The organism is Streptomyces sp. NPDC033221 (assembly GCF_055577005.1).
Genome location: NZ_JBVIQN010000013.1, coordinates 88368 through 113727 on the forward strand (window position 1 = coordinate 88368; position 25360 = coordinate 113727).

Annotated in this window: 17 protein-coding genes and 1 pseudogene; 8 read left to right on the forward strand and 10 right to left on the reverse strand. The window is 70.0% G+C overall.

Features of this window, described 5'->3' with window-relative positions; all coding sequences use genetic code 11:
* Nucleotides 1-63 precede the first annotated feature (63 nt).
* Both ACZ53K_RS19185 and ACZ53K_RS19190 read right to left on the reverse strand, forming a co-directional pair.
* A complete protein-coding gene (locus tag ACZ53K_RS19185) occupies nucleotides 64-576 on the reverse strand; it encodes a phosphatase domain-containing protein (RefSeq protein WP_468837717.1) in 513 nt (170 codons plus the stop codon).
* A gap of 101 nt (nucleotides 577-677) precedes the next feature.
* Complete coding sequence (locus tag ACZ53K_RS19190; protein ID WP_468837720.1) at nucleotides 678-1946, reverse strand: MFS transporter; 1269 nt, start codon at nucleotides 1944-1946, stop codon at nucleotides 678-680.
* A 137-nt stretch (nucleotides 1947-2083) separates the two neighbouring features.
* Between ACZ53K_RS19190 and ACZ53K_RS19195 the strand changes: the two genes are divergently transcribed.
* Nucleotides 2084-2536 carry a winged helix-turn-helix transcriptional regulator gene (locus ACZ53K_RS19195; protein WP_468837723.1) on the forward strand — a complete coding sequence of 151 codons (453 nt, stop codon included), beginning with the start codon at nucleotides 2084-2086 and terminating at the stop codon, nucleotides 2534-2536.
* 34 nt (nucleotides 2537-2570) lie between these two features.
* Here ACZ53K_RS19195 and ACZ53K_RS19200 read toward each other — a convergent pair whose 3' ends face one another.
* Complete coding sequence (locus ACZ53K_RS19200; RefSeq protein WP_468837726.1) at nucleotides 2571-5459, reverse strand: helix-turn-helix transcriptional regulator; 2889 nt, start codon at nucleotides 5457-5459, stop codon at nucleotides 2571-2573.
* Nucleotides 5460-5639: 180 nt separating this feature from the next.
* Between ACZ53K_RS19200 and ACZ53K_RS19205 the strand changes: the two genes are divergently transcribed.
* From ACZ53K_RS19205 to egtD, 6 genes are all read left to right on the forward strand, one after another.
* Nucleotides 5640-6563, forward strand: a complete 924-nt coding sequence (locus ACZ53K_RS19205) for an MBL fold metallo-hydrolase (protein WP_468837729.1) — start codon at nucleotides 5640-5642, stop codon at nucleotides 6561-6563.
* Between the two features lie 38 nt (nucleotides 6564-6601).
* The gene (locus tag ACZ53K_RS19210) at nucleotides 6602-8149 is read left to right on the forward strand and encodes a carboxylesterase/lipase family protein (RefSeq protein WP_468837732.1); all 1548 of its coding nucleotides are present in this window, start codon (nucleotides 6602-6604) and stop codon (nucleotides 8147-8149) included.
* Between the two features lie 318 nt (nucleotides 8150-8467).
* Nucleotides 8468-9808 (forward strand): ergothioneine biosynthesis glutamate--cysteine ligase EgtA, encoded by a 1341-nt coding sequence (gene egtA / locus ACZ53K_RS19215; RefSeq protein ID WP_468837735.1) that lies wholly within the window; start codon nucleotides 8468-8470, stop codon nucleotides 9806-9808.
* A gap of 110 nt (nucleotides 9809-9918) precedes the next feature.
* On the forward strand, nucleotides 9919-11190 hold the full coding sequence (egtB, locus tag ACZ53K_RS19220) for an ergothioneine biosynthesis protein EgtB (protein ID WP_468838009.1): 1272 nt from the start codon (nucleotides 9919-9921) through the stop codon (nucleotides 11188-11190).
* A gap of 61 nt (nucleotides 11191-11251) precedes the next feature.
* A complete protein-coding gene (egtC, locus tag ACZ53K_RS19225) occupies nucleotides 11252-12007 on the forward strand; it encodes an ergothioneine biosynthesis protein EgtC (protein ID WP_468837737.1) in 756 nt (251 codons plus the stop codon).
* Complete coding sequence (egtD, locus tag ACZ53K_RS19230; RefSeq protein ID WP_468837740.1) at nucleotides 12004-12966, forward strand: L-histidine N(alpha)-methyltransferase; 963 nt, start codon at nucleotides 12004-12006, stop codon at nucleotides 12964-12966. The genes egtC and egtD overlap by 4 nt, the downstream gene beginning before the upstream one ends.
* Before the next feature lie 1039 nt (nucleotides 12967-14005).
* Here egtD and ACZ53K_RS19235 read toward each other — a convergent pair.
* Nucleotides 14006-14224, reverse strand: coding sequence for a hypothetical protein (locus ACZ53K_RS19235; protein ID WP_468837742.1), 219 nt, complete (start codon nucleotides 14222-14224; stop codon nucleotides 14006-14008).
* A 366-nt stretch (nucleotides 14225-14590) separates the two neighbouring features.
* Here ACZ53K_RS19235 and ACZ53K_RS19240 point away from each other — a divergent pair.
* Nucleotides 14591-14935 (forward strand): annotated as a pseudogene (locus tag ACZ53K_RS19240) (L-histidine N(alpha)-methyltransferase); the annotation flags it as partial.
* A 771-nt stretch (nucleotides 14936-15706) separates the two neighbouring features.
* Here the strand turns inward: ACZ53K_RS19240 and ACZ53K_RS19245 are convergent.
* From ACZ53K_RS19245 to ACZ53K_RS19270, 6 genes are all read right to left on the reverse strand, one after another.
* Nucleotides 15707-20032: a polymorphic toxin-type HINT domain-containing protein gene (locus tag ACZ53K_RS19245; protein WP_468837744.1), complete on the reverse strand. Its 4326-nt coding sequence runs from the start codon at nucleotides 20030-20032 to the stop codon at nucleotides 15707-15709.
* A gap of 171 nt (nucleotides 20033-20203) precedes the next feature.
* Nucleotides 20204-21157: a hypothetical protein gene (locus tag ACZ53K_RS19250; RefSeq protein WP_468837746.1), complete on the reverse strand. Its 954-nt coding sequence runs from the start codon at nucleotides 21155-21157 to the stop codon at nucleotides 20204-20206.
* A 317-nt stretch (nucleotides 21158-21474) separates the two neighbouring features.
* A complete protein-coding gene (locus ACZ53K_RS19255) occupies nucleotides 21475-22014 on the reverse strand; it encodes an RICIN domain-containing protein (protein WP_468837749.1) in 540 nt (179 codons plus the stop codon).
* Between the two features lie 64 nt (nucleotides 22015-22078).
* Entirely contained in the window at nucleotides 22079-22618 is a 540-nt protein-coding gene (locus ACZ53K_RS19260; RefSeq protein ID WP_468837752.1) for an RICIN domain-containing protein, read from the reverse strand.
* Between the two features lie 65 nt (nucleotides 22619-22683).
* A complete protein-coding gene (locus ACZ53K_RS19265; protein ID WP_468837755.1) occupies nucleotides 22684-24273 on the reverse strand; it encodes an AbfB domain-containing protein in 1590 nt (529 codons plus the stop codon).
* A gap of 218 nt (nucleotides 24274-24491) precedes the next feature.
* Nucleotides 24492-25310, reverse strand: a complete 819-nt coding sequence (locus tag ACZ53K_RS19270; RefSeq protein ID WP_468837758.1) for a thioesterase family protein — start codon at nucleotides 25308-25310, stop codon at nucleotides 24492-24494.
* Nucleotides 25311-25360: the final 50 nt, after the last annotated feature.

Consider the following 25360-nt stretch of genomic DNA (forward strand, 5'->3'; position numbering starts at 1 on the left):
CGGCTGCACGGCTGTTCGCGCGGAACGACGGCGTACGCCGGAAAGGTACGGGGCCCTGCCGGCTCAGGTACGCCCCTCGCGCTCCTGGGCGTCCCTCAGATCCGTCGAAGGAATCGCCCAGCGGGCCCGTACGGCCGGGAAGCCCGCTTGCTCGCAGGCGTCGCAGACCAGTTCGTCGTCGTCCACGACATGGCGCACCTCGCGGCTGCCCGCCAGGCGGCGCAGCAGCTCCAGCTTGGTGTACCGGGCGGGGCGCCGGTCCTCGTTCGGACGCATGTAGAGCCGCCCTTCCGGCAAGCCGTGCCGTCCGAGCCAGGCCAGCGTGTCGCGGCGGCAGCGCTCGGGGCGGCCGGTCAGGTAGACGACCTCGCACTCCTCGGCGCTCTTCCGGGCCAGTTCCACGCCCGGCGTGAGCGGCGGGTCGTCCAACGCGGCGGCGAAGAAGCCCTTCCAGTCGCGCGGCCGGCGCTCCAGGAAGTGCTGGCGGTGTCCGGTGTCGGCGAGTGTGCCGTCCAGGTCGAAGACCGCCAGGGGCCGCGACGCCTTGCCGCGGCCGCCGCTTCCCGTTCTCGTCATCGCGTTCCCTCGTCCGGTGCCGGTCGTTCCGGCGGCCGAGTGGATCGTACGTGAGCCCGGTCCGCATGGCGCTGCCGTCACGCTGCGCTCGGCGGGAACGTTCAGGCCTGGCCGCGGGAGGCCCCCGTAACGGCGGGACCCGGCGCCGCGTGGCGGGTGAACGCCCACAGCACGAGACCGAGGCAGCTGAACGCGGCACCCAGTGCGCATACGGCACCCCAGCCCGCCACCGAGTAGAGGGAGGTCGCGGCGATGGCGCCGGTGGCGCTGCCGGTCGAGTAGAAAACCATGTATCCGCCGATCAGCCGGCTGCCCGCGTCCGGGTGCAGCGCGTAGATCAGGGTCTGGTTGGTGACATGGACCGCCTGCACGGCGAGGTCGAGAAGGATCACCCCGACGATCAGGGTCCAGAGTGAGCCGCGGGTGAACGCCAAGGGCAGCCACGAGGCGGTGAGCAGGGCCAGGGCGATGCCGGTGGTCCGCCGGGAGAGTCCGCGGTCGTTCAGGCGGCCCGCCGCGGTCGCGGCCAGGGCACCGGCGACACCGATCAGCCCCAGCGCCCCGATCGCACTGTGGGACAGGAAGTACGGGGCCTCGCTGAGCGGCAGCGCGACACTGCTCCACAGGGTGCTGAAGGCGGCGAAGACCAGCAGTCCGAACAGGGCCCGGAGCCGCAGCAGTGGTTCCCGCACGAACAGGGTGAGCGTGGAGCGCAGGAGCTGCCCGTAGCGCAGGGTTGCCGGCGGGGCGTCACCGTGACGCGGCAGTACCCGGTACAGGACCAGAGCGAGCAGAGCGGTGAGCGACGCCGAGGCGAGATATACGGAGCGCCAGCCGGCGAGATCGGCCATGAGTCCGGATGCGGTGCGGGCGAGCAGGATGCCGATGACCACGCCACTGGTGACCAGCCCGACGACCCGTCCGCGCACGGCGTCCGGTGCCAGTGATGCCGCGAAGGCCACCAGCGTCTGTGTGACGACCGCGAGCAGCCCCGTCGCGGCCATGCCCGCGAGCAGGATCGCCGCCGTACGGGCGGTGGCCACCACGGCCAGTGCCGCCACCAGGAGCAGCAGCTGAGCCACGACGAGCCGTCTGCGGTCGGCCACGTCACCCAGCGGTACCAGGAAGAAGAGCCCCAGCCCGTAGCCGACGTGGGTGAGGGTGACCACGCTGCCGACCAAGGCCGGGCTCAGGGCGAGGTCGTGGCCGATGGTCACCAGGAGCGGCTGGGAGAAGTAGACATTGGCCACCGCGGCCCCGCAGGCGACGGCGAACAGGACGACTAGGCCACGGGGCAGGGCGGACGCGTGCCCCGTCCCACTTCTGCCGCCCTCGGCCCGTCGCGCGATGGCCTCATCGTTTCCGGGCATCAGCGTTCCCCCATATCCGGCGCATCCGGCGCCATCTGGTTTCAACTTGCCACCACCAACGACGGCGACGGTAGCCTTCTCGGTAGCATGTTGCAACCGTCATACGGTGGAGGAGAGTGGAGAGTGCGGGAAAAACCATGGTGACCAGGACACGCTTCGACGACAGCGACTGCCCCGTGGCCCGGTCGGTGGACGCGATCGGCGACTGGTGGTCCCTGCTGATCGTGCGGGACGCCTTCGACGGAAGCCGGCGCTTCGGAGAGTTCCAGCGCAGCCTCGGCGTGGCGAAGAACATCCTCACCGCGCGGCTGCGCACCCTCGTCGCCGGCGGCGTCCTGGAATCCGTCCCCGCGTCGGACGGCAGCGCCTACCGCGAATACGTACTGACCCCGAAGGGCAAGGCGCTCTTCCCCGTCATCGTGGCACTGCGGCAGTGGGGCGAACAGAACTTCTTCGCCCCCGGAGAACCGCACTCGGAGTTGGTCGACCGCCGGCAGGGGCACCGTCTCCGCGCACTGGAAGTACGGTCTGCGGACGGGCGACGGCTGGACCCGGACGACACCACCGTCCACAAAGTTCCCGCGCGGTGAGCGGCGCGAGGAGTCCCGCCCGGCGCAGCACCGGTCAGCGCCGTGTGCCCCCCGCCCCTTCGACGAGGTCGCGCAACTGCGAGCGGGCGGTGACGCCCAGCTTCGGGAAGCTTCGGTAGAGGTGCGAGCCGACCGTGCGCGGGGAGAGGAAAAGCCTTTCGCCGATCTCGCGGTTGGTCAGCCCACGGGCCGCGAGGCCGACGATCTGCTGTTGTTGCGGCGACAGTTCGGCGAGCGCGTCGGGCGCCGCGGCCGTCACGTCGAGACCGGCGGCGCGCGCTTCGGCCCGGGCACGCTCGATCCACGGGCGCGCCCCCAACCGCCGGAACGTCTCCAGGGCTTCGGCGAGCGGCGCTCGCGCCTCCGCGATGCGCCGACGGCGCCGCAGCCACTCGGCGAGGTCCAGCAGGGCCTGGGCCCGCTCGAAGGGCCAGTGTTCGAACGCCGGTTCCGCCAGGGCCGCCCGGAAGTGCGGCTCGGCGTCGGCAGCGGCTGCCAGCAGCCCACGGGCGCGGCCGATCAGCGCGCGCAGCCGGGGCGAGGCGTCGTCCCCGAGCGTGCGGGCACAGCGCTCCACGATCGCGGCGGCCTCCGCACGCCGTCCACTGCGCACCGCGGCGGCGGCCAGATCCGCGAGGGCCGGATAGGAGGCGTGATAGTGGACGGGCGCGCCCTCTGCCGTGAAGGCCGCACGGAGTTGCTCGTACGCATCGTCGTACGCGCCTTCCGCGACCGCGGCGGCGCTGAGCGCGCGCCGGGCATAGACGGCGACCGAGCGGCTTTCCAGCGGATCGATCAGGGCGAGCGCGTCCTCGGCACGGCCCCGGGCCGCCGCGGCATCGCCCTGGCAGGCCAGCACGACGGCGTCCACCGCCGCCGTACACGCCACGGCGTGATCGAGTCCGGTCACGGCGCCGACCGCGGCCGTACGGGCGCACACCTCGCGGGCCTGCCCCCACCTGCCCAGTTCCACATACGTCCAGGCCGCGGCACCGCCCAGCCCCTCCGGCAGCGGGCCGTGCGACTGCCAGCCGTCGAAGGCCGCGTCGAAGGCGCGCACGGCCTGCGGGGTCTCGTCCAGGAGCCACGCCATGACCGCGAGACCGGTGAGCCGGTCGGGCCGATGGGCCGCCTCGGCGGTCGACTCGTACAGAGCCGCCACGAGTTGCTGCCTGCCACGGAACGGGTCCGATACGGCTCGCACCCAAGTGCGCAACCAGCCTTGTGACGCCTGCCCTTGCGCGGATTCCTGCCCTTGCGCTGACGCATACTCAGGGATGAGCCGCAGTACGTCCCGGATGCGCTGCCGCTGCCCCTCCTCCCCGGAATAGAAACGGACCACGGCGGCTCCGGCCAGGAGATCGAGCGCCGTGGCGGGCTGGGTGGCCGCCAACTCCGCGGCCGTATCGGCAAGTCGGGAGAAGACCACATCATGGCGTACGGTCAGCGCCGCCAGCCTGCCGACGTGCGCCGCCGCGGAGGCCAGCAGTGCCGGATCGTCGGTCCGCGCACGCGCCGCGGCGGCCAGTTCCTCGACCCAGGCGAGATTGCCGGTGAACACAGCCGTCCCGGCGGCTTCGACCAGCAGCCGGGCGCCGTCCTCGCGTCGTGGTGCCAGTTCGGCGGCGCGCTGCAGGGCCTTGGCCGCTGCCGCGTGACCGCCGCGGCGGCGGGCCCGGCCGGCGGTCTGCTCCAGTTCGGCCGACACGATCGCGTCCGGGCGTACGGAAGCGGCGGCGAGGTGCCAGGCACGGCGGTCCGGCGCGCCCCGCAGCATCTCGGCAAGCGCGCGGTGGGCGTCGCGCCGCGCGTCGAAGGGCGCGGCGTGGTACACGGCGGACCGGACCAGCGGGTGGCGGAACCGGGTGTCCCGGCCGGTCCGGCGGATGAGCCCGGCTTCCTCGGCGGGCAGCCAGGCGGTGTCGTCGGCGTACGGCAACCAGGTGTCGTCTCCGGTGTGCGACGGCCGGGCATCGTCCCCGGCGTGCGGCGGGCCGGCCGGGCCGACCGGTCCGGCATGGGCGGAGTCGGCGGTGTCCATGGCGGCCAGGAGGAGCAGCGCCTGCCTGGTACGGGCCGGGAGGCCGTGCAGACGGGCGGCGAAGATCCGCTCCAGATGGTCGGTGAGCGGCAGCGGGCCCGCGGACGGCGGGTCCCCGGCCTCGGCGGCGGACCTCGCCAGTTCGATCAGCGCCAGCGGGTTGCCGCCCGCCTGGTCGAGGATGCGGGCCCTGGTCCGGCCGGTGGGGCGCTGCGGTTGGAGGTCCAGCAGGTGGTGGGCCGCCGGGTCGTCGAGCGGACCGAGGACGAGCGCCGATACGTGGCGGCCGAAGTCCGGAAGGCGGTCACCGGTGCGGGCGCCGACCAGGAACGTGACGGGTTCTTCCGCCAGCCGCCGGGCGGCGAAGGCCAGGACGTCCAGGGACGCACGGTCGCACCATTGCGCGTCGTCCAGTACGACGAGTACGGGCCGCTGTTCGCCCAGCGCCGAGAGCAGGCTCAGGACGGCGAGCCCGGTCAGCATGGGGTCGGGTGACGCTGCGGCCCGCCCCGTACCGAAGGCGTCGTGGAGCGCCGTGCGCTGCCGCTCCGGAAGCGCGTCCGTATCGGCCCGTACCGGCCGCAGCAACTGATGCAGGGCGGAGAACGCGAGGCCCGACTCCGACTCGGTCCCGTCGGCGCGCAGGACCCGGGCGCCCTTCGCCGCGGCCCGGCGCGCCGCGGCGTCCAGCAGCGCGCTCTTGCCCGCCCCCGCGTCGCCGGTGAGGACCAGCACCGGACCGGCCGCGGCTGCCGGGTCCGCCGTCCGGGAGTCCACCGTACGGAAGAGGCGCGCCAGTTCCGCGTCCCGGCCGACGAGGGCGCTCTCCGCATCCGGCACCGGTTCCACGACCGCGCCGGAGGCCGCTGTGTCCTCGTCCACGGGGTCTCCAGGGGTGTGGGCTCCCGCGCCGGAGCCGCCGTGCCTCATCACGCCCAGATTACAAGCGGCGGAACCGCTCGCCCGGGCGGCGTACGCAGCTGCAGTCACCTGACGGATACCGCCCGCGCACGTGCCGCTCGTACGGTTCCAAGACACCCCACGAATTCGCAAAGGCACCGCATGCAAACCACGGAAACCATCGAACTCGGCCATGTCACCATCACTCGCGTCCGGGAATACTTCGGCCCGGTCGGCATGACGCCGGACACCTTCTTCCCCGACATTCCGGAGAGCGCGTGGGAGGACAACACCTCCTGGATGTCCCCGGATTTCGTGAACCCACGCACCCGCGTCGTCAATTCCGCGATCCAGACCTGGCTACTGCGCAGCGAAGGTAAGACCATCCTGGTCGACACCGGTGTGGGCAACCACAAGGAGCGCCCGTACTCCCCGGTCTGGAGCCACCTCGACACCGGATTCCTGGCCGGTCTCGCCCGGGCCGGTGTCGCGCCCGAGGACGTGGACATCGTCATCAACACCCATCTCCATGTCGACCACGTCGGCTGGAACACCTACCTGGACGACCGGAACTGGATTCCCACCTTCCCCAACGCCACATACTTGATCCCCAAAGACGACTTCACATTCTGGAACCCTCTCAACAACCACCGCCCCTTGCTCGGCCACGGAAATCAGAACGTCTTCGAGGACAGCGTGACCCCCGTGCACGAGGCCGGTCTGACGCAGCTGTGGGAGGACAGCCACCGAATCGACGCGAACCTGCGCCTGGACGCGGCACCCGGGCACACCCCCGGCTCCTCCGTGCTGACCCTCGCGTCCGGCACGGACCGCGCGGTGTTCGTCGGCGACCTGCTGCACACCCCGTTGCAGATCCTCGAACCGGACGCCAACAGCTGCTTCTGCGAGGACCCCGCGGGCGCCCGCGCCACCCGGCGGAAGGTACTGGGCCGGGCCGCCGACACCAACTCCCTGGTGATCCCCGCGCATCTGGGCGGCCACGGCGCCGCGGAGGTGGTGCGCGACGGCAACACGTTCGCCATCAAGGGCTGGGCTCCGTTCACCCCGTACACCGAGCAGGACTGAGGCACCGAAAGCAATGAACAAACATGAAAAGACATGACATGCCCGCGAATCCGGTGCACCACCATCACCCGGCCCCCGTCGTGACCACCACGCAGGGTGCTGTCCGCGGCCTGCGCCAGGACGGAACGGCCGTCTTCCGCAACATTCCTTACGCCGCCCCGCCCATCGGCGCCGGACGGTTCGCGCCGCCGCGGCCGCACGCGCCCTGGGACGGCGTACGGGACGCCACCACGCCCGGCCCCAACGCACCGCAGTCCGAACGCAACCTGGGCAACCTGGACATGACCCCCTACTTCGGCACCGGCTGGAGCCGCGGGGAGGACTACCTCACCGTCAACGTCTGGACGCCGGCGGACGCGGGCGGCGGCCTGCCCGTCATGGTGTTCGTGCACGGCGGCGGGTTCGTCGCCGGCTCGACGCGGTCCGCCCTGTACGACGGCTCCGGCTTCGCCCGCGACGGCGTCGTCCTGGTCACCCTGAATTACCGGCTCGGCATCGCGGGCTTCCTCGACCTCCCTGGAGCACCCGCCAACCGCGGCCTCCTCGATGTCGTCGCCGCGCTGCGCTGGGTACGGGAGAACATCGCCGCCTTCGGCGGCGACCCGGACCGCGTCACCCTCTTCGGCCAGTCGGCCGGGGCGACCATCGTCGGCGGCGTCCTCGCCACCCCCGAGGCCACGGGCCTCTTCCGCCGGGCAATCGTCCAGAGCGGCAGCGGCCTGGGGGCGTTCACGAGCAAGCAGGCCGCCCTCGTCACCCGGGCGGCCGCCGCGGCACTGGGGGTCGAACCGCACGCCGGCGCTTTCGCGGACGTCAGCGACGAGCGTCTGGTCGAAGCCGCGGCCGGGCTGGCGGGCATCGACCTGCGGACCGGGACGCACCGCGACCCGCTGCTCGGCCTCAGTCCGTTCAGCCTGGTCCTCGACAGGCTGGTCCTCGACAGGCAGCCGGCCGAGTCCGTCGCGGCTCAGTCCGCCGGAGCCCAGTCCGTCGGAGCCAAGCCCGGCATCGACCTGCTCATCGGGACCAACGCCGAGGAAGGAAACCTCTACCTGTCCCCGGTGGGCCGGTACTCCACTTCGACCGCCGCAGACGTCGACGCGCTGGCGTCCGACGCGCACCCGGACCCGGCGCGGCTCGTCACGACGTACCGCACAGCACGTCCCGAGGCGTCGTACGGCGCGCTGCGGTCCGCCATCTTGGGCGACGCGCTGTTCGGCGCGGGCAGCTGGGCGCTGGCCTCCGCACATGCCGCCCACCCCGGGGCCACCACCTTCGCCTACGAGTTCGCCTGGCGCTCCCAGGCCCTGGACGGAACACTCGGCGCCGCCCACGCCGTGGAGCTCCCGTTCGTCTTCGACCGCACGCACCTGTCCCAGCTGCAGGGGCCCGGTGGCCTGCTCGGCCCCGAGGCGCCGCCCGCGGACCTCGCCGCGCGGATGCACGGCAGCTGGGTCCGGTTCGCCACGACCGGCGACCCCGGCTGGGACCCGTACGACAACGAGCGCCGGAGGACGATGCGCATCGACGCCACCTGGGTCCAGGCCGACGACCCCCACAGCGCGGAACGACGGGCATGGGCCTGAGTCGGGCCCCCACTCCACCCCGTCCCCCTCCAGCCCTCCACCCCACACCAAATTCGCACAAATAAACGAACTCTCCGTACCGCCCCCACGACACCCCCGTACCACCCCCACATCGCACGCACCACGGCAAAACCGCAGGCAGAGGCCGATGCACCGGTCCGGGGACCGGACTCCCCCGGGCCGGTGCCCTCGCGCACCGGCACCGGTGCGACGAGAATGTGCCCTTGAGTGCACCGCCCGCACCCGCTTAGGTGGAGGGCGGCAATTTCCGCCGTCGGACGGCAGCCGCGCCGTCCCGATCCGAGGGAGTTGGAGCCCATGCCTGCACGGCCGGCGGTCACGGAGGCGGAGCTGGAGGCCCACCTGCGTGGCATCTGCTTCAAGACCGGGCCACCCCGCCGCCTAGGCGTCGAGATCGAGTGGCTCGTCCACGACGCCCGCAACCCCCGATGTCCCGTCGACCCCGTACGACACCGCGAAGCGGCCGCCGCACTGCGTGCCCTCCCCCTGCGGTCGGCCCTCACCTTCGAACCCGGCGGACAGCTGGAGCTCAGCTCGCTGCCCGCCACGTCCCTCACTGCGTGCATCGAGGCCGTCTCGGCCGACCTCGCCCTGGTCCGACCCGCGATGCGGGAAATGGGCCTCGGCATGGCGGGACACGGCCACAACCCCTGGCACCCCCCGCAACGGGTGCTCACCGACCCCCGCTACAACGCCATGGAGGCGTACTTCGACCGCTGGGGCAGTGCGGGCAGATCCATGATGTGCGGCACCGCCTCCGTACAGGTCTGTCTGGACGCCGGGCACGAGGAGCCGGGCCCGCTGGGGGTCGGCCGCCGCTGGCGGCTGGCCCACCTCCTGGGCGCGGTGCTGGTCGCCGCCTTCGCCAACTCACCCGTCAGCGAGGGCTGCCCGACCGGCTACCGTTCCACCCGCCAGGTGGTGTGGTCCCAGATGGACCCGGCCCGCACCCTCGCCCCGCCGGACGGCCCCGACCCACGCGCCGCCTGGGCCGACTATGTCCTGGACGCGCCCGTGATGTGCGTACGCAGCGACGACGGCCCGTGGGACGCGCCCGAGGGGCTGACGTTCCGCGACTGGGTCCGTACGGGCACGCCGCGCCCGCCGACCGAGGAAGACCTCGATTACCACGTCACCACGCTCTTCCCGCCCGTACGGCCGCGCGGGCACCTGGAACTGCGCATGATCGACGCGCAGCCGGGGGACGGCGGCTGGATCGTGCCACTGGCTGTAACGGCCGCGCTCTTCGACGATCCGGAGGCCGCCGAAAGCGTGTACCGCGTGGTCAAGCCCCTCGCCGAGACGGCGGGGGCGCGTTCGGCACCGCGCAACCCGCTGTGGCGGCACGCCACCCGGGGCGCGCTGACCGATCCGGAACTGCGGGCCGCCGCACTGGCCTGCTTCACCATCGCGCAGGAGGCGCTGCCCCGGCTTGGCGCCCCGGCCGAGGTGAGCGGGGCGGTCGCCCGGTTCACCGAACGGTACGTGGCCCGGGGCCGCTGCCCCGCGGACGACCTGCTGGACGGGGCGTACGCGGAGGAAACCGCGCCGGTCGCCGCACCGGTCGCCACACCGCCCAGCAGCACGGCGGACGCCGCGTACGAGGACCAGCTCACCCTGGGGAAGGACGCCCTGTGACCCGTGTGACCCACGACCCCGAGTCCCACGACTCCGGCCCCCGCCACTCCGGATCCTGCGACTCCGAGCCCCACGATCCCGACGCGCTCAGGGAACGCGCGGCGCGCGCCCTGCTCGCCGCGCGAGACCGAACCCACCTCCTGACCACCTGCGTCGACGACCACGACCTCACCGCCCAGCACTCCCCGCTGATGTCGCCGCTGGTCTGGGACCTGGCGCACATCGGCAACCAAGAGGAGCAGTGGCTGCTGCGCGCGGTCGGCAAGCGGGACGCACTGCGTCCCGACATCGACTCCGTGTACGACGCCTTCGAGCACCCGCGCGCCGAGCGCCCGTCGCTCCCCCTGCTGCCGCCCGCCGAAGCGCACGGCTACGTGACAGACGTACGGAGCCGGGTCCTGGACGTCCTCGGCAGCAGCCCGCTGCGCGGCGCGCCGCTGCTGGACTCCGCCTTCGCCTTCGGCATGATCGCGCAACACGAGCAGCAGCACGACGAAACCATGCTCATCACGCACCAGCTGCGGCACGGCCCCGCCGTGCTCACGGCCCCCGAGCCGCCGGTAACCTCCGACGGCATCGTCCCGGCCGAAGTACTCGTCCCCAGCGGCCCGTTCACGATGGGCACCTCCACCGAACCCTGGGCGCTGGACAACGAACGCCCCGCCCACCGCCGCCTCCTGCCGTCCTTCCTCATCGACACCACCCCGGTGAGCAACGGCGCGTACCTCGACTTCATCGAGGACGGCGGCTACGACGAACCGCGCTGGTGGTCCCCCGAGGGCTGGGACCACGTCCGCCAACACCACCTGCACGCACCCCTGTTCTGGCGCAACGAGGGCGGCCAATGGCTGCGGCGGCGCTTCGGCGTCACCGAACCGGTGCCGCCGGACGAACCGGTTCTGCACGTGAGCTGGTACGAGGCCGACGCGTACGCGCGGTGGGCGGGGCGGCGGCTGCCCACGGAGGAGGAATGGGAGAAGGCCGCCCGGCACGACCCGGTCAGCGGCCGGTCCCGCCGCTACCCATGGGGCGACGAGGACCCGGGCCCCACCCACGCCAACCTGGGCCAACGCCACCTGCGCCCCGCTCCGGTCGGCAGCTACCCGGACGGCCAGTCCCCCCTCGGCGTACGCCAGCTGATCGGCGACGTCTGGGAATGGACGGCGAGCGACTTCCTCCCGTACCCCGGCTTCGCGGCGTTCCCCTACCGCGAATACTCGGAGGTGTTCTTCGGCGGGCCGTACAAGGTGCTGCGCGGCGGCTCCTTCGCCGTCGACCCGGTGGCCTGCCGGGGCACCTTCCGCAACTGGGACCTGCCGGTGCGGCGCCAGATCTTCGCCGGCTTCCGCACCGCCCGCGACGTGGACACGGCGGGCGCATGACGGCCCCGACTCCTCCGCTACCCCCGACGGCGCAATCCACCACCCCCTGGAGGCGACCCTGATGTGCCGCCACCTCGCCTACCTCGGCCCGGAACTCCCCCTCGGGTCCCTGATCACCGCCCCACCCCACAGCCTCTACCGCCAGTCGTGGCAGCCCCGTCACCAAGTCTCCGGCACGGTCAACGCGGACGGCTTCGGCGTCGGCTGGTACGCGCCCGGCGACCCGGTGCCCGCCCGGTATCGCAAGGCCGGTCCCATCTGGGCCGACCCCGGCATCCTGGACCTGTGCCGGGTGGTGCGCACCACCGCACTGCTCGCCGCCGTCCGCGACGCCACTTTCGCCGGCGCGGACCCCGAGGCGGCTGCCGCGCCCTTCGCCGACGGACCATGGCTCTTCAGCCACAACGGCTCGGTACCCGGCTGGCCCGGCTCACTGGCCCACCTGGCGACCGGCCTCCCCCCGCACCAGCTCCTCTCCCTCCCGGCCCGCTGCGACTCGGCGTTCCTCTGGGCACTGGTGCACCACCGGCTCAGCGCCGGCATGGACCCCGCCGAGGCACTGGCCGACACCGTCACGGCGGTGTCCGCCGCCGCGCCCGGCGCCCGGCTGAACCTGCTCCTCACCGACGGCGCCACCATCGCCGCGACCACCTGGGGCGACTCCCTCTATTACCTCGCCGAACCCGGCCGCAGCACCACCGTCGCCTCCGAGCCGTACGACGCCTCCCCCCACTGGACCGAGGTCCCGCCGTACACCCTGCTCGCGGCCACGCCCACCGACGTCCTCCTCACCCCGCTCAAGGAGCCCACCGCGTGAGCCCCCTCACCGTCACCCGCACCCTCCCGACCGACGCCACCACCGCCGCGCTCCGCGCCGACGTCGCCCACGGCCTGACCCGCACCCCCAAGCAACTCCCGCCCAAGTGGTTCTACGACGCCCGAGGCAGCGAACTCTTCGACGAAATCACCACCCTGCCGGACTACTACCCCACCCGCGCCGAACGCGAAATCCTCATCACCCGCTCCACCGAAATCGCCGCCACCACCGGCGCCCACACCCTCATCGAACTCGGCTCCGGCTCCTCCGACAAAACCCGCCACCTCATCGAGGCCCTGACCGACCTCCACACTTACGTCCCCGTAGACGTAAGCGAATCCGCCCTCACCACCGCCGGCGAAGCCCTCCTCACCCTCCACCCGACCCTCACCCTCCACGCCCTCGTAGCCGACTTCCAACAAGGCTTCGCCCTCCCCGACACCCCCGGCCCCCGCCTACTCGCTTTCCTGGGCGGCACCATCGGCAACCTCCTCCCAGAAGAACGCACCACCTTCCTCCACTCCGCCCACGCCCTCCTGTCCCCCGGCGACGCCCTCCTCCTCGGCACCGACCTGGTCAAGGACGAGGCGACGCTGGTGGCCGCCTACGACGACCCGACCGGCGTCACCGCCGACTTCAACAAAAACGTCCTCAACGTCATCAACCGCGAGCTGGGGGCGGACTTCGACCCTTCCGATTTCCAGCACGTGGCGCTGTGGAACGCGGAGCGCGAGTGGATCGAAATGCGGCTGCGGGCGAAGAAGGAACTGACGGTGAAGGTCCCAGCGCTGGACTTGGCTGTGCCGTTCGCAGAGGGCGAGGAGATTCGAACGGAAGTCTCGGCGAAGTTCCGGGAGGAGGGGGTGCGAGGGGAGTTGGGGGCTGCTGGGTTTGAGATGAGTCGGTGGTGGACGGATGAGGAGGGGAGGTTCGGGGTTTCGTTGGCTGTGCGGGGGTGATTGTCCGTAGGCCCCGCCCGCACAATATGCCCGGCGTGGCGCAAGCTGCCCTGTTACGTGCACTCCGGGCCTGCGGCGCCGACACGGGCTGATAGCCAGCGTTGCACGATCGACTCGCCCAGCCATCCCCACTCGGACCTCAGCGCAACGGTAACGCCCCTGCAACCAGCTGCGTATCGTCCGCTGGCTTGACCAATTGACGACAACGGGCCCCGCCGAAAGAACTCTTCGACGGGGCCCTGTTCATCATGCCGCTCGGGTCAGCGCGCTTCCGGCCCGGACTCAGGGCCTATGTAGATTTCCACACCACTCGAGTCCCACGCCCTGCTGTACCCACCACTCGGAGCAGACACGACGAAGTTCTCCGACTCCACGGAGACCATTCCATCGTCCCCATCTCCGAACCATTCAACGACGATGTCGGTCCCTGGCTCCAGTAAACATTCCGCCGCGGTCGGCTCGAAAGCTACCACCACCGGCCTGTCTGCGCGGATCACAAAGCGCATACTCATCCTCAGAGGTTGTCCATGTAGTACTGGAAGAGATCCGCCCACGACTTGGCGCTCGGATCGCCCTTTCCGGGCCATCCGGGCATTTCTCCGCAGACTTTTTGTGAATATTCGCGTAGAGGTTGCGCCAGTACTGATCATCCTCCTTGGTCAAGCCTATTTCCTTCATTTTCGCCAACTACTCCAGGGTCTTCAATCTGCTCGCATCAGCAAGACTCCGACCGCCCCACGCTACGTTACCGATACGCGTTCCAGCCCCAGAACCCCCATCCGCTTTCACGTTTCGTCGAGAACATCCACACCGGGAAGGACGTCACAAGGGTCGCTGTTGTGATCGAGAATTGAAGTCCCGCTCGCCAGCACATAGTAAGCAAGGAGGCGCGAAGGGCTCGCTCCCGATAACGATGACCGTTTCGTACCCAGGTCAGCGCGGTGGCGTCCGTCGCACGCACAAAGGCTCCAACGGAAACGATGAGCCGCCCACACACTGTGAGCGGCCCATGATTATTCCCTGCTGGCCAGGTGGCGGGCTACGGTGCTCCTACGCGTAGGAATTCACCATAGATTTGATGCAGCAAAACTGCATACTGATAGTGGGCATCGATGGCTTCTCGCTCTTCCGTGGTCGCGCCTTCACCGAATCGTTCCAGGCGAGAGATGATCCCTTCAAGCGAACCCATGACATCCGCCCAGGCCGGCTCGAATATCCCCTCGTCGACAAAAATGATCACCTGGGTCACCATGTTCATCGACGGCAGCTAGATCGCCATGAATGAGCGCTAGGGTCTCGCCTGCGCGCAGCATGTTGTGGCCGCGGTGTAGACCGGGAAACGGCAAGCGCCGCCAGAGAGCGTAGTCCTTCATGAAATCCGGCAACGACTCATCCTCTCATTAGTCGGCGCCACACCAGAAGGTTACGGCAACCGCATCGGCGGCCTCGGTCACCCGCGTGGCGAAGTCCGCATCGACGTCCGAGCCGGTGAAGGACGTGGTCAGCTCGATGGCGGTGTTGGCCAGGTCAGCATGCGCGGCGGCTTCGATCGCTACGGCACAGGACGTACCGCTGCCCCGCTGGCACCGTCGGCGGTTACATCGCAGGCTTGGCCAACCACCATGCCTGCGATGTAACCGTCGACTTCGACAAAAACATCCTCAACGCCATCAACCGCGAACTGGGGGCCGACTTCGACCCGGCGGACTTCCAACACGTGGCGCTGTGGAACGCCGAGCGCGAGTGGATCGAAATGCGGCTGCGGGCGAAGAAGGAAATGACGGTGAAGGTCCCGGCGCTCGACTTGGCGGTGCCGTTCGCAGAGGGCGAGGAGATCCGGACTGAGATCTCAGCGAAGTTCCGGGAGGAGGGGGTGCGGGAGGAGTTGGGGGCTGCTGGGTTTGAGATGATTCGGTGGTGGGCTGATAGGGAGGAGAGGTTCGGGGTTTCGTTGGCTGTGCGGGGGTGATTGCGGTGGGACCATCACGCAAGTGGCCCGAGAGCTGCCACACAACTCGATGAGAAAACACTGTCACTCACCGCTCTGATGCAGTGAAGCCGCATACACCAATACTGTCATCACATCCGGAAGCCCCACCGAAACGAATTCGCACCCGGCGGGGCTTCCGGCGTGCAGTCGAGTTCATCACTACGCGCAACTTACCACCACGCAGATCTTGACCAGACATGGGAGGCATCGACTGCGCCGACCCGAGACGAGTAACCAATGCTGAAAAAATACAGGAATGCCCACCGGATTCACTCTGCGGAACTAACGCAAAAGCGAATCCGATGGGCTTTCAGATACCCGATTTACTCGCTAGCGCACTGCGCTTGGCTTCGCACCTCCGGCGACAACACCTCAGAATCTGCCATTTCGCGAAGTAGCCCCAGAAGGACCTCTTGGTCGAAATCCGCTCGGCGGGACATTTCGATAGCCCATGGAGCGGCCAGTTGCATCCAGTAAGCACGGCCAGATTTCCATGCCGACTCGACAGTCAACTCAGCGAGTTTCTCAGGAGTTGACACGTCACCCTGACCAAGAAGCGTCCACGATCGAGAGAATTCAGCCAAGGTCGCAGAAAAATCACGCTCCAAGTAGGGCCACATGGGGACGAACCCGGAGCCTGCAAGAGTGGCCCGCCCCTCCGACTCTACACCGACCCCGATGCGACCGTCAGGCATGATTCCGATCCATGCCCCGTCCCCTCGATACGTCACCGGCTTCCAGGCAGCCATTTCACCCCCATGGCTTGTAGTCGAATTCAATACCTTGGTCCTTCATGAACTTCTGAAACTGTTCGCGCGCAGCGTCCGTCCACCTGTGACCATAGTGGCCACTGTTCTCGGTGAACACCAGGCGTCCATTTTCCCGGAAGAGCGTGCCGCCCAGAACAGTACCCTTGTCCATGCCTGCCGCTTCCGCCAGTTGCTCATGCGGGCTCAGTCCTCCGGGGATGTGCTCACGGTCCCCTGTCAAGAATCTCCCCGCCTTCGAATCGAAGACGAATTCCGTCTCCGCCTTCGCCGACCTGAATGCCTTCAGGACGTCGGCCGATCCTCCACCCGGACCCAGCGCGACGTCTCCACATCCACTGTTATGTACCAGTATCGGCGTCTCGCCCGCCAGTACATAGTACGTGTGGATGCCCATCACGGAGAGGTTGTAGACCCTACGGACCTCGGTCCAGGCACGGGTGCCGACGACTTCGCGCAGGTCGCCGTCCGAAGTGCGCAGCCGATCGCCCCTCTTGAGGTCCTTGGCGTCCGCCCACTGCCCGCGACTGTCGACCCAGAAGGGGTGGCCTTCGGTGGCGTTGAGCGTTCCGGTGGCCTTTCCGGCTCCACCATCGACGTCAATGGTGACCTCTACAAGGTTCTTCTGCCCCTCACCGACGATCACGTCGGTTACCGCCCGAGCGCCGGTAGTACCGGTTGTCGGGTCAGTGGCGAGCACCTGCTGGCCGACCTGGACGTCTTTGATCTGCTTACGGGCGCCGCCGGCCATCAAGACCAGGGTTTCCGGCGTGAAGCTGTTTTTCTTCTCCTCTGAGAAACAGGGAGTTCTGCGCAGCTTGTCGAGAATCTCCTTGCTCTTGCGGATCAGCTTCTTCGCCTTGTCGGACTCCTCGATGAACTTGCCGATGCCCGTGACGGTCCGGTAGATGGCCTTGCCGATCGCCGGGGCTTCCTTGATGGCCTGAAAAGCCTTGCCCCAGGGAAGAGCACCGATGAGAGTCCAGACGCAAGCCTCGATGTCTCCCTTGGTAAAGCACGCCTTGACATCGTCTAGGCCGAGAAGCGAGACCAGAATTTCGGCACCATGCTCCTTGAGGAAGTCGAGGAAGCCCTTGTCGTCAAGATCACGAGCCGCCTTGATCATTTCAGGCGTGAGGCCGGCGGCTCGGAGAGCTGCCTCCTCGCCCGCAGTGAGCTTCACGGAGTCGCCCTTGCCGCTCTCCTCCTTCAGCGACTCCTCGCGTCGCTTCCGCTCCTGCTCCCGGTCGTAGGCCTCCGCCTTCTCGGCGGATTCCTTCGCCTCCTGGGCGTACTTGTTGGCGTTCTTCGCTGACGCTTCGGCCGACTTGGCGTGTTCTTCGGCGGAGTCGGCGAGCTTGCTCGCGGCGGCTGCGTCGTTCTCGGCCTGGGTCGCGGCGCTCTGGGCGACCGAGGCCTCGTGTTCGGCCTTGGAAGCGGCGGCGGCAGCAGCGTTGGCGTGCTGCGTGGCCTCGGCTGCGGCGCCACGGGCGCGGGCTGCTTCGGCCTCGGCAGCGTTGGCTGCGTCGCGGGCTGCCTTGGCGTCCGCGTAGGCCTGGTTGGCGGCCTCGCGGGCCGCCTTCGCGTCGGCCTGGGCCTGGGCGTCGGCCTTGTTGGCGCTGGCTGCCGCGGCACGGGCCTTGGCGCCGTCGTCTGCCGCCTGGGCGGCGGACTTCATGGCGTTGGCGGACGAGCGTGCGGCGTTCGCCGCGGAGGTCGCCGCGTCGGCGGCGGCCTTGAAGGCCGGTGCGACCTGGGCGTTGGCGCGCTTGGCGGCGTCCTCGGCGGCCTTGGCGGCCTTGAGCGCCTCGACGGCCTTGGCCTCGGCCGATTCGACCTGCTCCTGGCCGGTCTCCAGGGCGGCCTTGGCCACCTGCGTGGCGAAGTCCGCGTCGACGTCCGAGCCGGTGAAGGGCGCGGTCATCTCGATGGCGGTGTTGGCCGGGTCGACGATGCCGGCGGCGGTGCCGCGGGCTGCCGCGGAGGCCTGTACCGCGGTGGTGGCCTGGAGTCGGGCCATCGCGGCCTCGCGGACCGCTCCGTCGGCTTCTTCCTTGGTGCGGTTGGCTGCCTGGAGGGCGTTGTTGGCCTCCATCGCGGCCAGCCCCGCCAGACGGGCGGACTCGTGGGCGGCGATGCCCGCGCGTGCTTCCTGGGCGGTGGCTTCGGCAGCTGCCGCGTTGGCGCGCTGGGCTGCGGCGTGCGTGAGGGCGGCTTCGGACTCGGCCTTGTTGGCTGCGGCGTTGGCGGCAGCGGCAGCGGCTTCGGCCTTGTTGGCGGCAGCGTTGGCCTTCGCGGCGTGCGCGCCGGCCTCGGCCGCGGCGGCGCGGGCCCGGGCGGCGTGTCCGGCGGCTTCGGTGGCGGCGGCACGGGAGCGTACCGCTGCGCCGCTGGCGCCGTCGGCTGCGGAGCGTGCCTGGCCGGCTGCCGCGCCCGCGGTGTTGGCGTCCTGGCGGGCGCCGTCCGCCGCGGCCCGTGCTTCAGCGGCGTTGAGGGTACCGCGGCCGGAGGCGGCGATCGCCTCGGTGGCCTTGGCCTTGGCCTCCGCGGCCCGGTGGTTCTGCTCGGCCTGGAACGCCTTGTCCCGGGCCTCGTGAGCTGCCCGCTCGTCGCCACGGGCCCGCTCGTCCGCCTTGGCGGCGATGCCCTCCTTCTCGGCGGCGCTCGCGCGCGCAGAGGCGGCGGTGGCGGCGGCCGACTGGGCCTGGGCCCGCAGGGCTGAGGCAGTACGGGCCTCGGCCTCCGCACGAGCTCGTGCCGCCGCTGCGGCGTCGCGCTCGCGCTCGGCGCGGGCACGCGCCTCGGCGGCCAGCTTGCGCTCACGCTCGGCGATCTGGCGCTGCTCGGCAGCGATCTTCGCCTGCCGCTCGGCTTCGAGGCGGGCCGCACGGGTCTTCTTGGCGTGCTCCCACGCCTCCGCCTCGGCCTTCTCCGCCTCGACACGGGCCGTCTTGGCCCGGGCGGCCGCGTCGGCCGCGACCTTGGCCTGCTTCTCGGCGGCCGCGGCCATCGCAGCCGCCGCCTTGGCGTGCTGCTCGGCGTTGGCGCGCCACTGCTTGGCCTGCTGCTCGTGCGCCTCGGCCTCGTTCTTGGAGTTGAGCGCCGCGGCGTCGGCGGCCGTGGCGTCCACGGCGTGCTGGGCGGTCTCGCTCGCCTTGACCGCCGCGTCCGCGGCGGCCGCCATACCGGAGGCGACCTCGGACCACTGGACGCCGTGGGTCAGCCCGGTGTCCACCAGCTCGTCGGCCTGGATCTTGGCCTGGGCGGCCGCGACCTGGGCGGCCTTGGCCGCGTGGGTGGCGTACTCCACCTGGCGGGCCGCCTCGGTCTTGACCTTGTCGTACGAGGACAGGCGCTTGCCGGCGCGGTCGGCCGAGAGCATCCGGTCGGCCTCACGTGCGGCCGCGGCGGCCGACGTCATGGCGTTGGACGCGTCCTTGAGGGCCTTGACGGCTTCCCCGTGGTGGCCGATCAGCTTGGTACGGGCCTCGGCCGCGCGAGCGGCCTTGCGGGCCAGGTCCCGAAGCTTCTCGGCGGCTTCCTGGGCGTCCTTCAGGGCCTTCTCGTGGGCCGCCTGGTCATCGGCGTCCTTGCGCGCGGCGACCAGGTATCCCTTTTCCAGGAACTCCGCGATGACCGCGTCGTCGTTGGAGGCGAGTGCGGCCTTCGCCGCTGCCTGCACCTGCGGACCGCCGACCGTGGCGAGCATCTCCACGCGCTTGCGGAGTTCGGCCGCCCGCTCCTTGGCGGTCTTCTCGTCCTTCGCGTCCTGGTCACGTGCGATCTGCGCGCCGAATGCCAGGAAGTTCGCGCGGTCGGTGGCGGTGGCCTTGGAATCCAGTACGCGCTCGACCTCGGCGTTGAAGTGCGGCCCGCCGGTGCCGCGCATCGCCTCGATCTTCTTGCGGTTCTCGGCGTCGTCGCCGTTCTTCTTGTCCTTGGCTCGCTTGCGGGCCTCGGCCTCGCCGTGCTCCAGGAACTCCCGGATCGCGTTCGGGTCGTCGCTCTCCAGGGCCTTCTTGGCGGCCTCGCGGACTTCCTCTTCCTCGTCGAATTCCGCGAAGTCCTCGACGAGTTGACGGTCACGGTCCGCGCTCAGCCGGTCCAGCTGGGACGGGCCGGGCGCTTTCGTCGTGGCCCCGGGCTTCGGCAGCGACGCGGTGGCCGCGTCGAGCGTCGCCATCGCCTGGGCGAACGACGACTTCTCGGTGGGCTTGGCGGGAACGGCAGCCACGGCTTCGGTCGCCGTCGTGCCGAGCACCGCCATGGCGACCACCGCGGAGACGGCCTTGCTCATGGTTGCGGTCACGCGGGTGCGTGACCGTCCGGCTCTGGGCCGGAATCTGGCTATCAAGGGAAGGTCCCCCCTCGGTCAATGGATACAGAAATGAACCCTGCCCTGCCCGGATGCAGAAAGCATCCGGGCAGGGCAGAAGCACGAAAGCCGGGAATGGCGGCATGGAGAGAGCGGAAGGGACGGTCAGCCCTTGGACCGGCTCTCGCCTTCCTTGGCCCGGTCGAACATGTCCTGCCAGAAGGCGGCCGACTCGGCGGCGTCGGTCTTCTCCTTGGCCCACGCCTCACGGTTGGACTCGGCCGGCTCGTTGATGTTCTTCCAGATGCCGTCGGCGGAGTTCTTGGCCCGCTCGGCGACGGCCCGCCAGTTCTCCGTCTGGGTCTCGGCGGCACCCTGCTCGGCCAGCCACGCCTTGCGTGCGGCGTCGGCGTGCTCGGCAACCGCCTGCCAGGCCCGTTCGGCTTCCGCCCTGGCCTTCGCCGCGTCGGCGGCGCCCTTGACGGCCTCCTCGGCCGCCGCGGCCTCCTGGATCAGACGGGTCAGGGTGTGGTGGCGGACCGTTTCCGCGTCCGCGATCCGCGACCGGCGGCTCTCCAGGTCCAGCGTGGCACCGGAAACCCAGCCGTAGCCGAAGAACTCCGCGATGTCCTCGTCCGTGGCGCCGGGCCGCAGCGCCCACTGCGCCGCCGTCCGTACCTGCTCGCCCGGGTCGTCCTGGGCGAGACGGCGCACGACCTCGCGCTCGGCTTCGGCGACTTCCTGCTTGTGCTGGGTATCGGCCTCGCGCTGGGCACGGTCGCGCTTCTGGGCCTCGGCGTATCCCGTGCGGACGAATGCCGCCTGGTCGGCAGGCGTGCCCTTCAGCGCCCGCTCCGCGGTGGACCGCACCTCGGGCGAGTAGCTCTTGGTGTGGGTACGGATGACCCGCTCGATGAATGCCTTGTTGCGGGCCCTGGTGGTCCGCGCCCGGCCGCGGGCGTATTCGTAACCGCCGTCGGGGGCGAACCACTTCGCGATCGCCTCCGGGTCCTCACTCCGCAGTGCGTTCCAGGCCGATACGCGGACTTCCGCGAGCGGATGTGACGTCGCGAGGCGACGCACTTCCTTACGGGCGTTCTCAGCCGCCTCGGCGGTCATGAGTGCGGTCGCGTCGGAGTCCTGAGCAAAGGTTCCGCTCCGGGCTGCCGGAACACCGCCCGGGCCATCAGCCCAGGCCGGCGCCGTTCCCGCGACGGCGCTCGCCCCGGCCAGCACGCTGCACGTCAACGCCTGGGCAATCCACCACTGACGTTTCACTCAAGTCCCCTCGCAGAAGTTCGGCAGGCAGCACTGCACGGCTGCAACCGGTTACGTGAAAAGTGCGGACGTGAGGACGGTGCCGCCCCGCCGATCGGCACGGCACCGTCTCTTCACGGCCTGTGTCCGCCGCGCCTCGAACGGCGCGGCTCAGCCGGTCACTTGACCGGCTGGATGCGCCACTGCTGGGCGATGCCCTGGTTGCACTTCCACTGCCAGATCGCGGCACCTTCGGTGTCCTGGGCGTGGCCGATGTCCAGGCACTGGTCGCCGGTGTGGGTGGGACGGATCTCGTAGAGCTTGTTGATCGGGTCCAGGAGACCGAACGTCCATCGCTGCTGCTTGCCGCCGTTGCAGGGCCACTGCCAGACCTCGGCACCGGACTGGGGCTGCGATCGGCGCACCTCCAAGCAGCGTCCGCTGACCACGTTGCGCAGTTCGAAGGTGGAGTCCGCGGCGGCTACGACGCGCCACTTCTGGGCATCGTTGCCGTTGCAGGTGAGCTGCTGCACCTTCGTCTTGTCCCCCGCCGTGTAGGGGGAGGCGTCCAGGCACTTGCCGGTGTGGGCGAGCTGGAACCGGACGGTCTCCGCGACCGGGGCCGGAGCGGCACCTGCCGCGTGGGCGGTGGTCGTGCCGCCGGCCAGCGCGGCGACCATGCCGGCCGTGGCAAGCGCGGCTCGGGTGATCCGTGCCATCGTGTGGTTCTCTTTCTTCACAGTGTTGTCGTCACTCAGGGGAATGCGGTCGGCAGACGACGCGTCAGGCGTTCACCGGCAGGATGCGCCAGCGCTGGTTGTCGCCGCCGTGGCAGTTCCACTGTGCGACGTTGGTACCGTCGGCCGCCTCGCTGTGCTTGACCTCCAGGCAGAGGTTCGGCGCGTGCTCCGGGCGCAGCTCGAACAGTTCCTTGGCGACCTCGACCAGGCGGAACCTCCAGCGCTGGTGGTCGCCCTCACCGCACCACCACTGCCAGACGTTGTCGCCCGCCTTCGTCCCGGCGCCGCGCACTTCGAGGCACTTGCCGCTGTGCTTCGCCCGTACCTCGAAGGTTCCGTCACCGGCCGGGGCGAGCTCGAAGACCTGGTTGTCGAGGCCGTCGACGCAGGTCGACTGCTCGGCGTTGGCGCCGTTGCGGAAGCTGCCGTCGGCGATGGTGAGGCACTTGCCGCTGTGCGCGACCTGGAGCTTCACCGCGGCCGGCGCGGACGTGGCCGGGGCGGCGTGGGCGGTGGTCGCGCCGCCGACGAGCGCGGTGAGACCGGCGGCGGTGGCCAGCGCGGCTCGGATGGGCCGAGACATCGTGTGTTCCGTTCTTCTTTTCAAGATGGTGACGTCGGTGACGTCGGGTGGTTCAGGCGGTGCGGTCAGCCGGCGAGCGGCGTGGAGACGTTCCAGGTGGCGTCCTGCTCGAAGTCCTTGGCCGCGTCGTAGCCATGCTTGCCGTTCTTGACGGCCGCGTAGAGGTCTCCCTTGTGCTGCCGCAGCATGTGGCCCTTGTTGGACACGGACTCGAAGGACGTGCCGGAGCCGGCGAGGGCCTTGCGCGCACACCAGCTGGCGTCCTTGGCGAACTGCGGGGTGCCGTCGTTCGGAGCGATCCGCGCCCGGAGGTCCTTCAGCGACAGGTAGAAGCCGGGCTTGCGCACGGACTCGAAGGAGTAGCAGCCGGGTCCGCCGGCCAGCGCGTCCTTGACGACCCAGGTGGCGTCCTCGCGGTCGGTTTCCTTGCCCTTGGCGTTCACCGGGGTCAGGAAGGTTTCGCCGCCGTCGACGCTGGACTGACGGATGTACCAGCCGCTCAGCTTGGGTGCCTGGAGAGACTGCCGCAGGGCCCGGTGCTGACCTTCGAGAAGGAAACGGGAGACGGCCTCGGGTCCGCCCTTCAGTGCCTTCTCCGCCGCGGCGACGAGGTTGGGGCGCACGCCGGTCTTCGCGGCCTGGGCCTGGATCGCAAGGGCCTCGTTGCGCTCCTTCTCGGCGATCTTCTTGGCGTAGATCTCGGCGTCACGCTTGTAGGCCTGGGCGGCCCCGGAGTGGATGAACGTCTTCCAGTTTGCCGCGTCGGAGCTGTTCAACGCCTTCTGGGCCGCGGCGAAAAGCTCGGAGCGCTGGGCCTCGACCGGCGTCAGGCGGATCAGCTCGCGAATGAAGTTGTCGTCGCCGAGGCTCAGCATCGCCTCGGAAGGCACGACGCCGAACAGGGAAGCGGCACTGTTGCGGGCGTTCAGCTCCTTGCGGCGCTCGGCCTCCTCCCGGTTCTTCTGCTCCAGCTCCTTGCGCTCGTTCTCCATGTCGCGGTCGTGGGCCTCACGAGCACCGTTGGTGATGAACTCGCGCCAGACGGCCGTGTCCTTCTCGCCCAGGGCGTTGGAGGCGGCCTTCTTGACCTCCGGTCCGGCGGCGTCATGCTTCATGATCGCGCGGATGAAGTTGTCGTCGCTGAGCGCCAGCAGGTCCGGGCTGTTCGGAATGCCGATCGCGATCAGGGCCTGGGTCTTGAGCGTCCGCGCCATGCGGTCGGCGGCCGCCTGCTCCTCCTCCCGCTTCCGGTCGACCTCGCGCGCCTCGCCGACGCCGGTGGTGATGAAGCGGACGTGGTCATCGGCGGAGGTGCTGGCGATGGCCTCCTCGGCGGCCTGGCGCACCGCGCTCAGCTTTTCGCCGGCGTCCTTGGCGTGCTCCCACAGCACGATGATGAAGTCGCGGTCGCTCATCCCGAGCTGTTCCGAGGTCACCTCGAAACCGAGCTTGTACGCCGCGTCGACCCGGTTCTTCTCGCTGGTGCGGATGACGTCCGCCGCGCTCACCGCCCCCGAAGGAGCGGCGAAGGCGCCGGCCGGAGCGGCGATGCCGGTGACGGCGGCCAGGGCCGTCGCGGTGATGATGCCGTGCGTGACGAGGCGCCGGGCGCGGGTGGAACCGGTGCGCGCAGGGCTAATGTCGCTCTTATGCATTTTTGTTATCAGGAACCCCTCTAGCCCCCCGTACGGGCGACCTGGATGTGTACACGACGAACGCCAGGGAAGTCTTAATGTTCTCTTAAAAAGAGTCAAATCAGACTTTCCAAAGTTGTCCGCTTTCGCCGCCTACTGACCGCCTGGTACGTTTTCAGCCCGACCACTCGCGGAACACGGGGCCCCTCGCGCTCCGGAGGCGTCCGCCAGCGACGGGGTCAGCGACCAGCCACCAGCAGCGTCTGCAAAATCCGCCCGCAGTCCCCCGCCCCGTCAAACAGCTGACCGCCCGCCACCCCCGACCCACCGGGACTGGCAGCCGTCGCCGAGCGGATGCACAGCCATTCACCAACCGGCTCGCGGTGCAGCGCCAGTGTGATGTCGGTGTTGATGACGAACTGGCGGACGTGGTCGAGTTCGAAGGAGACCGCCCAGTTGCTGTCCGCCAGGGTGAGCGCGCGGGTGAGCGGGGTGTCCGGTTCGCCGGATATCAAGGGGATGCGTTGGCGTGCCCAGGCCGTTCCCGGGCCGGGGGTGTCGAAGTTCTTGCCGGGCTCGAAGCGCCATTCCATGGCGGCGATGTAGCCGTCCAGGTGCGCGCCTGCCATGGTCTGCGGCGCCTGCGGTCCGGGCAGGGGTGGCGGGTCGGTCTCTGGGCGCAGTTGTGGGGTGTCGGCCGGGCCGGCGGCGATTCGCCAGGCCCGGGCCAGCATCACCGTGTCGCCGCCCGAGGTCAGTTCGCCTTCGATCAGCTCCGTACGTCCGCCGGAGCGGAGGGTGCGTACCTGGACGTGCAGTTCCGCGACGGGTACCGGGCGCGGCAGGTCGACGGTGATACGTGCGACACGGAATCCTTCGCGGGCCTCGTGCTCCTCCAGGGCCCGGCCCAGCAGGGCCGATGGCGGGCCGGCGTGTTGGGTTTTGGGGCTCCACGGTCCTGCGGTGGCGGGACTGCTTTCGTAACGGCCGTCGCCGAGGCTCCTGTAGAAGGCCTGGTCTGCTGCTTCCGGCTGCTCAGCCGGCCAAAGATCGGTCATGGGGACTGCCTACTGCACGCCTGCCGTTCCGGGCAATGGATGTTCAGAGG

Bases quoted from the DNA above. Each gene is read 5' to 3' on its own strand.
- ACZ53K_RS19185 (WP_468837717.1), bottom strand. From the start codon at position 576: ATGACGAGAACGGGAAGCGGCGGCCGCGGCAAGGCGTCGCGGCCCCTG.
- ACZ53K_RS19190 (WP_468837720.1), bottom strand. From the start codon at position 1,946: ATGCCCGGAAACGATGAGGCCATCGCGCGACGGGCCGAGGGCGGCAGA.
- ACZ53K_RS19195 (WP_468837723.1), top strand. From the start codon at position 2,084: ATGGTGACCAGGACACGCTTCGACGACAGCGACTGCCCCGTGGCCCGG.
- ACZ53K_RS19205 (WP_468837729.1), top strand. From the start codon at position 5,640: ATGCAAACCACGGAAACCATCGAACTCGGCCATGTCACCATCACTCGC.
- ACZ53K_RS19210 (WP_468837732.1), top strand. From the start codon at position 6,602: ATGCCCGCGAATCCGGTGCACCACCATCACCCGGCCCCCGTCGTGACC.
- egtA (WP_468837735.1), top strand. From the start codon at position 8,468: ATGCCTGCACGGCCGGCGGTCACGGAGGCGGAGCTGGAGGCCCACCTG.
- egtC (WP_468837737.1), top strand. From the start codon at position 11,252: ATGTGCCGCCACCTCGCCTACCTCGGCCCGGAACTCCCCCTCGGGTCC.
- ACZ53K_RS19235 (WP_468837742.1), bottom strand. From the start codon at position 14,224: ATGAACATGGTGACCCAGGTGATCATTTTTGTCGACGAGGGGATATTC.
- ACZ53K_RS19250 (WP_468837746.1), bottom strand. From the start codon at position 21,157: ATGACCGCCGAGGCGGCTGAGAACGCCCGTAAGGAAGTGCGTCGCCTC.
- ACZ53K_RS19255 (WP_468837749.1), bottom strand. From the start codon at position 22,014: ATGGCACGGATCACCCGAGCCGCGCTTGCCACGGCCGGCATGGTCGCC.
- ACZ53K_RS19260 (WP_468837752.1), bottom strand. From the start codon at position 22,618: ATGTCTCGGCCCATCCGAGCCGCGCTGGCCACCGCCGCCGGTCTCACC.
- ACZ53K_RS19265 (WP_468837755.1), bottom strand. From the start codon at position 24,273: ATGCATAAGAGCGACATTAGCCCTGCGCGCACCGGTTCCACCCGCGCC.
- ACZ53K_RS19270 (WP_468837758.1), bottom strand. From the start codon at position 25,310: ATGACCGATCTTTGGCCGGCTGAGCAGCCGGAAGCAGCAGACCAGGCC.